The sequence below is a fragment of the Streptomyces sp. NBC_01591 genome (genome assembly GCF_035918155.1).
Classification (GTDB): domain Bacteria; phylum Actinomycetota; class Actinomycetes; order Streptomycetales; family Streptomycetaceae; genus Streptomyces.
Genome location: NZ_CP109327.1, coordinates 4,557,342 through 4,569,457 on the forward strand (window position 1 = coordinate 4,557,342; position 12,116 = coordinate 4,569,457).

Annotated in this window: 11 protein-coding genes; 8 read left to right on the plus strand and 3 right to left on the minus strand. The window is 70.1% G+C overall.

Annotated elements, in window-relative coordinates; all coding sequences use genetic code 11:
• Positions 1-50 precede the first annotated feature (50 nt).
• The gene (locus OG978_RS21215; RefSeq protein WP_326766738.1) at positions 51-863 is read left to right on the plus strand and encodes an eCIS core domain-containing protein; all 813 of its coding nucleotides are present in this window, start codon (positions 51-53) and stop codon (positions 861-863) included.
• Positions 864-1,000: 137 nt separating this feature from the next.
• On the opposite strand, the gene OG978_RS21220 is transcribed toward OG978_RS21215, so the two are convergent.
• Entirely contained in the window at positions 1,001-2,332 is a 1,332-nt protein-coding gene (locus OG978_RS21220; RefSeq protein ID WP_326766739.1) for a COG1470 family protein, read from the minus strand.
• Positions 2,333-2,542: 210 nt separating this feature from the next.
• Here OG978_RS21220 and OG978_RS21225 point away from each other — a divergent pair, with 210 nt between their 5' ends.
• The 4 genes from OG978_RS21225 (at position 2,543) to OG978_RS21240 (ending at position 8,386) form a co-directional block, all read left to right on the plus strand.
• Complete coding sequence (locus OG978_RS21225; protein ID WP_326766740.1) at positions 2,543-3,169, plus strand: helix-turn-helix transcriptional regulator; 627 nt, start codon at positions 2,543-2,545, stop codon at positions 3,167-3,169.
• Between the two features lie 153 nt (positions 3,170-3,322).
• Complete coding sequence (locus tag OG978_RS21230) at positions 3,323-5,416, plus strand: HYR domain-containing protein (RefSeq protein WP_326766741.1); 2,094 nt, start codon at positions 3,323-3,325, stop codon at positions 5,414-5,416.
• A 58-nt stretch (positions 5,417-5,474) separates the two neighbouring features.
• A complete protein-coding gene (locus OG978_RS21235) occupies positions 5,475-6,338 on the plus strand; it encodes a DUF4255 domain-containing protein (RefSeq protein WP_326766742.1) in 864 nt (287 codons plus the stop codon).
• Positions 6,335-8,386 (plus strand): ATP-binding protein, encoded by a 2,052-nt coding sequence (locus OG978_RS21240; protein ID WP_326766743.1) that lies wholly within the window; start codon positions 6,335-6,337, stop codon positions 8,384-8,386. The genes OG978_RS21235 and OG978_RS21240 overlap by 4 nt, the downstream gene beginning before the upstream one ends.
• Before the next feature lie 27 nt (positions 8,387-8,413).
• Here OG978_RS21240 and OG978_RS21245 read toward each other — a convergent pair whose 3' ends face one another.
• Positions 8,414-8,812 carry a DNA-binding protein gene (locus OG978_RS21245; RefSeq protein WP_124720002.1) on the minus strand — a complete coding sequence of 133 codons (399 nt, stop codon included), beginning with the start codon at positions 8,810-8,812 and terminating at the stop codon, positions 8,414-8,416.
• Positions 8,812-9,090 carry a hypothetical protein gene (locus OG978_RS21250; protein ID WP_326766744.1) on the minus strand — a complete coding sequence of 93 codons (279 nt, stop codon included), beginning with the start codon at positions 9,088-9,090 and terminating at the stop codon, positions 8,812-8,814. Before OG978_RS21250 ends, OG978_RS21245 begins: the two co-directional genes overlap by 1 nt.
• Before the next feature lie 161 nt (positions 9,091-9,251).
• On the opposite strand from OG978_RS21250, the gene OG978_RS21255 reads away from it, so the two are divergent.
• The 3 genes from OG978_RS21255 to OG978_RS21265 all read left to right on the plus strand — a co-directional run bounded on the left by OG978_RS21255 (position 9,252) and on the right by OG978_RS21265 (position 12,113).
• Positions 9,252-10,052, plus strand: coding sequence for an alpha/beta fold hydrolase (locus OG978_RS21255; protein WP_326766745.1), 801 nt, complete (start codon positions 9,252-9,254; stop codon positions 10,050-10,052).
• A complete protein-coding gene (locus OG978_RS21260) occupies positions 10,049-11,338 on the plus strand; it encodes a cytochrome P450 (protein ID WP_326766746.1) in 1,290 nt (429 codons plus the stop codon). Before OG978_RS21255 ends, OG978_RS21260 begins: the two co-directional genes overlap by 4 nt.
• A 223-nt stretch (positions 11,339-11,561) precedes the next feature.
• Entirely contained in the window at positions 11,562-12,113 is a 552-nt protein-coding gene (locus OG978_RS21265; RefSeq protein ID WP_326766747.1) for an SUKH-4 family immunity protein, read from the plus strand.
• Positions 12,114-12,116 lie beyond the last annotated feature (3 nt).

Here is a 12,116-nt window from a genome sequence, read left to right on the forward strand (position 1 = left end):
ACGACGCGCCTTCGACCGGGGTGCGGGCAGGGGAGATGCGGTCAGGGGAGATGACGATGCACGCACAGGAATGGGACCAGGAGCACGACCACGAGCGGGATCACGGGCACGGGCACGGGCACGAGCACGACGAGCCCGTGCACGCGTCGAGGGCGTCCGAGGGCCGGGAGCCGGCGGACACCCCGCACCTCTACCGTGCGGCGGCCGCCGGGCGGGCCGATGTGGTCGGGGCCGGCGGCATGGGCGTGCTCCAACGAGCGGTCGGCAACAGCGTCGTGGGGTCGATGCTCCAGCGCAAGGAGGAGGAAGAGCGCTCCCCCGTGCACGATGTGGTCTCGTCGGGCGGAGGGCAGCCCCTGGACACCGACACCCGCGCCGATCTGGAGGGGCGGATGGGGGCGGACTTCTCCGACGTACGCATCCACACGGACTCCGCCGCCCACGAGTCCGCGAAGGGCGTGGGCGCCCACGCGTACACGGTCGGCAACAACGTGGTCTTCCAGCGGGACGCCTACGACCCGTCCTCGCCGCAGGGCCGCACCACGCTGGCCCATGAGCTGACCCATGTGATCCAGCAGCGCAACGGGCCGGTGGAGGGCACGGAGGCGGCGGGCGGTATCCGGGTGAGCGACCCCTCCGACCGGTTCGAGCGGGAGGCGGTCGCCAACGCCGACCGGGTGCTGTCGGACCCGGCCCCGGCTTCGGGCCCGGCCCCTGCCGCCCCTGCTCCGGCGACCGGGGCGGCGTCCGTGCAGCGGGCCGCGACGGAGGACGAGGACGAGCAACCGGCCGATGTGCAGGGCTCCTTCGTGCAGCGGGCGAAGGAGGGCACCGAGGAGGAGGAAGAGGCTCCGCCCGAGTGACGGTGCCTGGCGCGTGACGGGGCCTGCGGAGTGATGGGGGCCTCTGGCGTGACGGCGCCTCCGGCGGACGGGGCCTTACGATCCGTCCGCCGGAGGCGCCGTCATGTCGCGTCGGTCCGCCGTGTCCGTCCGCCGCGTCAGTCCGCTGTGTCCGTCTTCATCGTGCCGCCGAGGAACAGCGACTCCGAGCACCGCGAAGGCGTCGGCGCGTTCACCGGCTTGCCCACCTTCCGGCAGTCCACGGTCATCGTGACCTTGCCTCCGGCGGGCACCAGGATCGGCGTGACGAAGTGGTAGTCGGAGTCGCGGAAGTTCTCCAGCGCCAGCCGGAGCACGGGCGCGTCCCGCCCCGAGGAGACCACGAGCGTTCCCGCGTCGCCCTGCGGGTTCTGGACCACGATGTCGGTCAGCTGGAACGTGTGCCCGCTGGGCACCTGCAGGGCCGTCGAGGTGTTCGACCCGCCGCCCACGGAGTCCCTGACCTGCACCTGCGCACTGGTCGGGGCCGTGGCCGACACATCGGAGGACGCGCCGGCGCTCGGTGAGGGGCTGGGCTTCGGCGAGCCCCCGTTGCCCCCGTTGGCCCCGGAGGAGTCGCCTCCGCCCGACGCCGCGCCGGCGGAGGACCCCTTGTCGGGTGCCTTGCTCTTGTCGGCCGCGGCGGCGGACCGTACCGCGTCCGGTGTGATCGCCTCCCGGGCCGCCGACTTCACGGCCGGGCGCAGCAGCGCGTACCAGAGTCCTACCAGCGCGATCAGCAGAACGGCCGCGGTGATCAGCGCCCGGGGGAGCCAGCGCGGCAGGATCGGCTCCTGCTGGTACGAGCCGTCCACGACCACCGGTGCGATGGGGGCCTGGTCCTCGGCCACGTCCGGGGTGGCGACCACCTGAAAGGGGTGCGTGACCGGGATGCCGCGCCACACCCGCTTGGCCGGCCGGATCCGCACATTCCCGAACTCCGCCCGTCCGGGCGCGATCTGCAGGACGTCCGCCGCGAACGAGACCCGTGCCCGTTCCGTACCCGACTGGGCTCCCAGTCGTACGGTGACCGGGGCGTTTCCCCGGTTGTCGACGGCGAGTTGATGCCTGCCGCGCCAGGCGCCGTGCGAGCTGCGCGGTACCAGTTCGGCGGTCGTCTCGGTGAAGGGGAGTACGGTCACCCGCCCTTCGGGTACCACCGTGTCGCCCTGCTCGCTGGTGGGCACCACCCGTATCCCGAAGGGCGTCTCCCCCGCGAGCACGGTCGAATCCCGGGGCGGACGCAGTACGAGGGAGACCGTCTGCGAGTCGCCCGGATAGAGGGACAGCGTCGCCGGCTCGACCGTCGACCAGGCGGCACATGCGCCGACCACCTCGAAGCGGTACTCCTCGACGGTGCTGCCGGAGTTGAGGATCCGCAGGGGGAGGGCCGTCTCCTCGCCCGGTGCGGCAGTGACGGACGAATCGTCGAGGCTTGCCGTGAGACTCATAGGGCGCACCGTAGGTTCGCCACCGAACGCCGACATCGGCCGTGAAGGAACACTTCCGGGCAGATTCTGTGCCCGGATCGGCTTTTTTGTTTCCCTGTAGGGATACGCGGGCATCTTTTGACCGCCTCAGACGAGTGAGGCATACGAAAACAGCCGTGTTGGTTGTGTTCGACGTGACGCCATCGGCTGTTGCCCAGGGGGAGCATTGCCATGGAGCGCACCACTGTTGCATTGAGAGCCCAGGATCCGATCTCACAAGCGGGCGTGGCCAGCCAGTTACGTACTCGGCCCGAGGTCAGCGTGACGGAGTGGGGGGAGGGCGACGACTCTCCTCAGATCGTGATCGTCGTCGTGGACGCGGTCGACGAGGCGGTGCTGACGATGCTGCGCCACATTCAGCGCACCAGCACCTCGCGCACCGTCCTGGTCACGACGGACATCGACGAGCAGAAGCTGGTGAGTGCCGCGGAGTGCGGTGTCGCCGGTGTGGTCAGGCGCTCCGAATCGACTCCGGAGCATCTGGTGCAGGTCATAAGGACGGTGGCGCGGGGCGAGGGCCATCTCCCGTCCGACCTGCTGGGACGGCTGCTGGAGGAAGTGGGACGCCTCCAGGGGCAGGTGCTCGGCCCGCGTGGGCTGCACTTCACCGGTCTCGCGGCGCGCGAGGTGGATGTGCTGAGGCTGGTCGCGGAGGGGTACGACACCGCGGACATCGCGACGAAGCTGGCCTACTCCGAGCGCACCATAAAGAACGTGCTGCATTCGGTGATGACCCGGCTGCAGTTGCGAAACCGGTCGCATGCGGTGGCGTACGCGATGCGGCAGGGGCTGATCTGAGCAGCCGACCCGCAGCTCCGGCAGATCTCCTCGCTGCCCTTTCGGGCAGCGGGGGCTTCCCGGGGGTGTGACTCCCTCACCGCTGTGCGTCCGCCTCCGGTACAGGACCCTGACGTCCGGTGTGCCGATCGGGCGAGGTGGGGGAGGACTTCCGTGCGCTGGTTCCAGCGACTTCCGCGGGCGCTGCGGGCGCCGCGGTCGCGGCCGGGCGGGCCGCCAGGGCCGGCCGCCTCGCGCCGCACTCTCACCGCGTTCCGGATCCCGGCCCTCGCACTGCTTCTCGTGGCCACCGGCATGGCCCCCGGTTCGGCCGTCACGACGGGTGCTCCGGCGGTGCCGGTGCCCGAACCCTGGGTCACGCCCGCCGAGTTCACCGACGCGGTCGACCCGGGCGGCTCCACGGGCGTGGACAAGCAGGTGCGTACGCCGGCGATTCCGCCGAGGCCCGATGTGATCCTGCTGGTGGACGGTACCGCCAGCATGGCCGACCCGATCAAGAGCGTGCAGGACAACCTCCCCCTGATCACCGGCAAGATCCGGGCCGAGCAGCCCGACTCCCGGTTCGCCGTGGCCACGTTCGGTGACCAGGAAGGCGACGTCAACGCCGGTTTCAGCGTGCTTCAGGGGCTGACGGACGACCTCGATGCGGTGCAGGCGGGAGTCAACAAACTCGGCACCGCGCTGGGCGGCAAGAGCCGCGGTCCGTCCGAGGACTGGATCAACGGGCTGTGGCAGATCACCAACGGGGCCGGCGGCCAGACCGTTTTCCGCGACGGGGCGAGCCCGGTCATCGTGCTGGTCGGTGACGCGTCCAGCCACGCACCCAGCAACGGCCACAGCATCGACGACACGATCTTCGATCTCCAGGACAAGGGGGTCCGGGTGATCGGTGTCGATGTGGCGAGCAAGATCGGCGACGGCCTGAACGGCAACGGCGATGCCGGCGATCCCGAATATGTCGAGGACCCGCTCACCACACCCGGCCAGGCGACCCGCATCATCAACGCCACCAACGGCCGCCTGCTGGAGGGGATCGACGGTGACAGGGTGGCGGAGGCCATCGCCGAGGGGTTCAGCAACCTCCCCACCAACGTGAGTTACCGCCTGGACGACTGCGATCCGCATCTGTCCGTCAGCCTCGATCCACCCACCCAGCAGGTCACCAGCGGGGACACGGCGCATTTCGCGGAGAACATCGACGTCTCCGCGGACGCACCCCAGGGCACCCGGCTGAGCTGCACCGTGCAGTTCCTGATGGGCACCCAGGCCCCGGGCACGGACACGATCGGGCCGGCCGCGGCGGCCGATCCCGACTTCCAGGAACAGATCAACATCGATGTGAACGACATCGACGCGCCCGTCGTCACCGTGGACGACCTGACCGTCCGGGCCAAGGACAAGAACGGCGCGCGCGTGACGTACGACGCCACCGCCGAGGACGCCACCGACGGCACGCTTCCGGTGACCTGCACCCCGGCCTCCGGTTCGCTCTTCCAGGTCGGCCGCACCGCGGTGACCTGCTCGGCGACCGACTCGGCGGGCAATACGGGGACGGACACGGCGGAGATCGAGGTCCTGGAGGCCCCCGTCCCGCCCTCGGCGGATGTGGCGATGAAGGTCGACGTCAGCCCGGACCGCACGTACACCGGCCGTCCGGCCCGTGCGCGCTTCACCATCACCAATGCCGGTCCGGATCCGGCGACCGGCGTGGTCATCGGTTCCACCTGGCCGAAGCCGTCCGAGGGGAAGGACCGCAGCCTGCCCGCCCTGCCCCGCTGCACGGCGGCGAAACCGTGCACCATCCCGGCCGGCGGCCGCATCGAGGTGACCCAGACCGCGACGTACCGCGCGGCGATCACCGGGGACGTACGGGCCACCGTGCGCGGCACGCTGCCGGACCGCCGGAAGGCCAACAACCAGGACACCGACCGGCTGCGCGTCCTGAAACCCTCGCTGACCGTCACCCCGCAGGTCGCCAAGCCGGGCCAGCCGGTGCTGGCCCGCGGCAAGGACTACCCGCCGGGCGCGACCGTACGTTTCACGTGGAACACCGGGATCACCCCTGGGGGAGCGACGGCCACGGTGGGCCGCGACGGCACCTTCGAGGTGCAGGTCCTGGTCCTGCGCAAGGACAAGCTGGGTCCGCGCGAGTTGCGGGCGGACTCGCGCGACCTCGCCCGGCTGAAGAAACCGGTCCTGGTGGTGCAGCGGAATCTCCAGCCACCGGACTTCGCGGGCCGCGCATGAGCGCCGATGACCGCACGGCCGATGACCGCACGGCCGATGACCGCACGGGAGTGATCGGGTGATCCACGAGGTCGACGACGTACTACGGGCACTGATCAGGGCGGAGGTACTCGAAGGCGGCCAGATCGCGGTGGTCTTCGACGCCCCGACCCGGGAGTGGGCGGCGAAGGTCAACGCGCCCATGGTCAACCTGTACCTCTACGACATCCGCGAGGACATGCGCAGGCGCGAGCGGGGTCTGCACAACGACTACGACGAGCGGGGCACGATCATCGCGCGCCGCCGCCCGCCCCGGTTCTTCAAGCTGTCGTACCTGATCACGGCATGGACGAAGCGCCCGGAGGACGAGCACCGGCTGCTCTCCTCGCTGCTCGGCTGCCTGCTCCGTTACGAGGCGCTGCCGCCGGAGCGGCTGGCGGGCACCCTGGCCGAGATCGGGGCGCCCGTACCGATGTCGATCGCGCTGCCGCCGCCGGAGGACCGCTCGTTCGCCGACGTATGGAGCGCGCTGGGCGGGGAGCTGAAGCCCTCGCTCGACCTGGTGATCAGCGTGCCGGTGACGGCGTCGCCGAGTTACGTGGTCGGGCCGCCGGTGGGGGACGAGGGGCTGCAGACCCGCTTCGGGGACGTACCCGAGCCGACCGAGCCCGTATCGGAGCCGATGCCGGGACGCGGGGGCCTCCCGGTGTACGGCGGCCGCCCGGGGCGGCCGGTCGGGGGCGCCGCCTCGCGCATACCCGACGCGGAACGACGACGCGGCCTGTCCCTCCGCATCACGGAGACCCGGAAGGCCCGTACGAAGACCGGGAACGCCCGTACCGAGACCGGGAACGCCCGTACCGAGACCCGGAACGCCCGCACGGAGACCCGGAACGCCCGCACGGAGACCCGGAACGCCCGTATGGAGGACAGCGCCGAATGACCACCGCGGGTGATCCGAACCTGCGCCACCTCCTCACCCGCGCGGTGGTGGTGGAGCAACGCATCCGACGAGCGGTCGAGGCCCGGCAGCTCACCGATCCGGACCCGGACGACGCCTTCCGCGGCCTCTACCTCACGGACGAGAACATCGCCCGCCTGCTGGACGAGAGCGAGGCCCGCGCCTTCCCGTACCCCGTACCGGACTCCGGTGAGCCGCCGGACTCCGGCGAAGCGTCGACGGAACAGTCCAGACTGGCCTCCCTGGCGGGCGAGTTCGGCCTCACCTCCCTCGATGTCGAGATCCTCCTCATCACGCTCGTACCGGATCTCGACGACCGCTTCGAGGCGTTCTACGGCTACCTGAACGACGACGTCACCCGCCGCCGTCCGTCCATCGGCCTGGCGCTGGGCCTGTGCGGGCTGTCCCCCGCCGACCAGGTGGCGCGCGGCCGGCTGGCGGCCCGTGCCCCGCTCCGCGAGGGCCGCCTCCTCCTGGTCGAGGACCTGGACCGTCCGTTCCTGAGCCGGGCACTGCGCGTCCCCGACCGGGTCACCGCGCACCTTCTGGGCGACGACACCCCCGACCCGCGACTGGCCGATCTCCTCGCCCCCTGGCACGCTGTACCGGGCGTCGGCAACCCGGCCCCGCTCGCCGGGGCCCTCGCCCACGGCGCCTCGCTGGCCTACCTCCGCGAGGACCAGGGCGGTGCGGGCACGGCCCTCGCGGCCTCCGCGCTGACCCGTGCGGGCCACCGGGTCCTGGGCCTGGACCTGGCGCGCCTCGCCGAGGACCCGTCCCCCGCCGATGCGGTCCGCTCCCTGGTCCGGGAGGCCCGGCTGACCGGCGCGGGCGTGGTCTGCGCCCCGCTCGACGCGGTCTCCCGCGAACACCCGGAGCTCCTCCGGCTGCTCACCGGCACCCCGGTCCCCACGATCCTGGTGGGCCGGGCCCCCTGGGACGCGGCCTGGTCCGCCGCCCCGCCCCTGCTTTTGCACGCGCCACGCGTGGAACCCTCGACCAGAGCGGCCCTCTGGACCGACGCGTACGACGCCCCCGTCCCCGAATCCATCGACGTGGACCGGCTGCTCTCGCCGTTCCTCCTCACCCCGGAACAGATCACCCGGGCCGCCCGGGGCGCCGCCCAGACCACCCGCCTGGACGGCGGCACCCTCACCCCCGACCACGTCCGCCAGGGCGCCCGCGCCCAGAACGCGGCGGGCCTGGACCGCCTGGCCCGCCGTATCGAACCCACCGTCACCTGGAACGACCTGGTCCTTCCGCCGGACACCCACGCCCAGCTCCGCGAACTCACGGCCCGCGCCAGGCATCGCGACCGGGTCCTGGGGGAGTGGGGCATGCGTCCCGGCGGCGGCAGGGGACGGGGCGTGTCCGCCCTCTTCGCCGGCGACTCCGGCACCGGCAAGACGATGTCGGCGGAGGTCATCGCCGCAGACCTGGGCCTGGACCTCTACACGGTCGATCTGGCGACGGTGATCGACAAATACGTGGGCGAGACCGAAAAGAACCTGGAACGCATCTTCTCGGAAGCCGCAGGCGTGAACGGAGTCCTGCTCTTCGACGAGGCCGACGCGATCTTCGGCAAGCGTTCGGACGTGAAGGACGCCCACGACCGCTACGCGAACGTCGAGAGCGCGTACCTCCTCCAGCGCATGGAGTCCTTCGACGGCCTGGCCATCCTGGCCACCAACCTCCGGGCCAACCTGGACGACGCGTTCACCCGCCGCCTGGACCTCGTCATCGACTTCCCGGTCCCGGACCCCGAACAGCGCCTCGTTCTCTGGGAGCGCTGCCTGGGCCCCGTACTCCCCCGGGGCAAGGACCTGGACCTCGCGTTCTGCGCGGAGAACTTCGAGCTGGCGGGCGGCAACATCCGCTCGATCGCGGTGACGTCCGCGTACCTGGCGGCGGAGACGGGCGAGCCGGTGACGATGCCGACGCTGATCCACGCGATCCAGCGCGAGTACCAGAAGCTGGGCCGCCTGACCCTGGCGTCGGAGTTCGGCCCGTATCTGAAGCTGCTGGCGTGAGATGCGGCAGCTCGCAGATCCAGACGCTCAGACCTTGATGATCCGTACCCGGTCGCCGCACAGCAGCCCCAGATCCTCAGGGTCCGAAGTGAGGATCACCGCAGGCTTCGGCATCAGCAACGCAGTCGCCCCCACGACGGCGTCGATGGCGTACTTGTGCCCATGAAGGCCGGCGTCGGTCAGCAGCTTCATGGCCGAGCGTCCGATCTCCTCGCTCACGGGCTCGACCGTCAGCCTGGACACCACCCAGTTGAACCGGGCGGCGTTCACCTTCCGGTGGTGAGCTTCGATGAGCGTGAGAACGCTGACGATCACTCTCATGTCCTCCTGCTCCGCCCCACGAAGCAGCGCCATGACCTGCCGGTCATCAGCCACGACCTTGGACAGCCCCTCGCTGTCCAGCACGAGCGTTCCGGCCCGAGCCATCAGGCGGCGTTCTGTGCATCATCGGAGTCGCCCCGCAGAAGTGCTCGGGCAGCATCGACCTCCGTATGACTCAATGCACCGTGCTCCGCCTCGTGTGCGTTGGTCAGCTCGGCGAGGTTGTCCCGCTCGATCTGGCGCTGCACTGCTGCGTCCACGTAGGCGGAGAAGCCTCGCTTCCCCACGCGTGCACGGACGGCCGCGATGTTGCCCGAGTGCAGGCTGACGGAGACATTGGCGGTGGGGCCCTCGCCCACTCGGTAGGTGGTGTCGTCGCTCATGACATCAATCTAATACATGAAGTAGTAGAAGGTTGCGTTTCTCGCGACGGAGCGGTGGGCTACAGGCACGCTCCCTTGCGCGGGCCGGTAGTTGGCGCGACTGTGGTCCGAGGCCGGTCGGTGATCGCCCGGTTCCTCTCCGTACGGCGACAGGAGTCAGCGTGACCGCATTGCCTGTTCTGCCCCACGAACTGCACGGCGACGGCCCGCACAAGGTGATTGCGGTGCACGGCTGGCTCGCCGACCGCTCCGCGTACGCCCCTGTGCTGCCGGATCTCGACCTCGGTGCGTTCCAGTACGCGGTGGTGGACCTGCGGGGGTACGGCGAGGCCCGGGACACGGACGGTTCGTACACCACGGCCGAGGGGGCGTCGGACGTGCTCGCGCTGGCCGACCGGCTCGGCTGGGAGAGGTTCTCGCTGGTCGGTCACTCGATGGGCGGCTCCGTCATCCAGCGGACACTGGCCGCCGCGCCGGACCGGGTGCGCCGGATCGTCGGGGTCTCGCCCGTCCCCGCGTCCGGCCTGCCCCTCCCGCCCGAGCAGTGGGAACTATTCGCCGCGGCGGCGCACACCCCGCAGAACCGCCGGATCATCCTCGACACCACCACTGGAGGCCGACGCCCGGCGGGCTGGCTGAACCGCATGGTGCGCCGCTCGGTCGCACGCAGCGACGCGAAGGCGTTCCGGGCCTGGCTGGACTCCTGGGCGGGCGAGGACTTCCACGACCAGGTCGAGGGCTTGCCCGTGCCCGCCCTCGCCGTCGTGGGCGCGCTGGACCCGGCCCTCTCCGCGGAACTGCAGCGCGCCACCTGGATGCGCTGGTTCCCCCGGGCCGAACTGGTGGAGCTGCCGTCGTGCGGCCACTACGCGATGGACGAGGCCCCGCTCGACCTGATCCGCGTGGTGGAGGACTTCCTGCGGGCGGACGCGGACGCGGAGGACGGCGAGGCAAAGGCATGACCGGGTCCGGGTCTGGGGCCAGGTCCGGGTCCACGTCCGTGCCGGACGTTTTCGACCCCAGGCAGTACGGGCGAGGCATCCCCCACGCCCACTACCGCCACCTGCGCGACCACCACCCCGTGGCATGGCAGGAGGAGCCAGAGGTGCTCGGCTGGCCGGCAGGCCCCGGCTTCTGGGCGGTCACCCGGCACGAGGACGTGGTCCGGGTCCTGAAGGACTCCGCGACGTACTCCTCGTACCTGGGCGCCACCCAGATCCGCGACCCGGACCCCGCCGACCTGCCGTTCATCCGCCGCATGATGCTCAACCAGGACCCGCCGCACCACCGACGCCTGCGCGTACTCGTCAGCCGCGCCTTCACCCCGAAGCGCATCGATCGCTTCGAGAGCGTCGTCCGTGAACGCGCCCGTTCCTTGCTCACCCGCGCGGTCGCCGAGGCACGGGCGGCCGACGGCACCTGCGACCTCGTCACCCAGGTCACCGACGACTACGCCCTGCTCAACCTCACCGACCTGCTCGGCGTACCCGACAGCGACCGCGCGCTCCTCCTCCACTGGACCCAACGCGTCATCGGCTACCAGGACCCCGACGAGGCCGGAGCCCCGGAACTCGGCCCGGACGGCAAACCGCTCAACCCCCGTTCCCCGTCCGCCCTGCGCGACATGTTCGACTACGCCCACGCCCTGGCCGCCCACAAGCGCCAGCACCCCGCCGACGACGTGATGACGGCGCTGGCCACGGACCCCGAACTGACCGCTCCCGAACTGGAGATGTTCTTCTTCCTCCTGGTGGTGGCCGGCAACGACACCGTACGCAGCGCGGCCCCCGGCGGCCTGCACCTTCTGGCGCAGAACCCGGACGCCTACCGAAGCCTGTGCGACGGCGAGGCGGCCCCCGCCCCGGCCATCGACGAACTCCTCCGCCGCCACCCCCCGGTCCTCACCTTCCGCCGCACGGCCACCCAGGACACGGAGCTGGCCGGCACCCGCATCCGCACCGGCGACAAGGTGGTCGTCTTCCACGCCTCCGCCAACCACGACGAACGCGTCTTCCCCGCCCCCTTCACCCTGAACCTCACCCGCACCCCGAACCCCCACGTCTCCTTCGGCGACGGCCCGCATGTCTGCTTGGGCGCCCACTTCGCGCGCCTGCAACTACGGGCCCTGTACGAGGAGACGTGCCGCGTCCTTCCGGCATCGCTCGAACCTGCGGGTTCACCGCGGCGCCTGGTATCGAACTTCATCAATGGGTTGAAGTCGCTGCCGGTGTGTGTGGTTGGTGCCTGATGTCGGGTCAGCGTGGAGCTGCTGAGAACTGACCCTCAGGTTGCGGTCGGACCACCGGCTCGGCATCCGCTGCTCTGTTCCGAAGGGACAGCATCTGACTACACTCAAATCGGGCCGCCGACCAGCCGGAATATCGTAGTGGTGCTGGAGTACGGGGCTGTCCTACGTAGCTCTACCTCTTCCTTCCACGCCGAGTTCGACGAAATGCATCAGAAGGGCGGAAATGGTCTCCCGTGAACGTCTTGTAGAAGTTTTCGGAGAAGATACTGTGCTCCTTCCCGTGGAAGCGGTCCCAGAGGAACTCCGACGGCAGCCTGCCGGGCAAACTCTGATGCATACCGGACTTCCCAGGAACCTGCTGGACGCGATCTCTTCCGTACCTGGCCTGGAAGAGGGGGTGAAGACGTACGACGAGCATTGTGAAGAAGTCGGCATCGAATCGGATGAACGCATTCGCGCAATGTATCGGATCGGCTTCGCGGGCACGGGAGATATCCTTGTCGATCCTGGTACCGGAGATGTCTACTACGCAGTCCCCGAAGCTGACATTATTCGCCGGATCAACACGTCGATCGACAGGTATGTCGAGGCTCTTTGCACGCTGGAGAAGGAACGCGAACGTTTCGATTTTCTCGACGAGGAAGATGTCGCAATCCAGCGCGAGGAGCTTTCCGATTCGCTGCGGGAATCCGATGAGGTTGCCTGGGGCACTGCGTCCTCGTTCTGGCGCTGGATCCTCGAGCAGATCAGTGCCGACGACTATCGAGTATTCTGATGT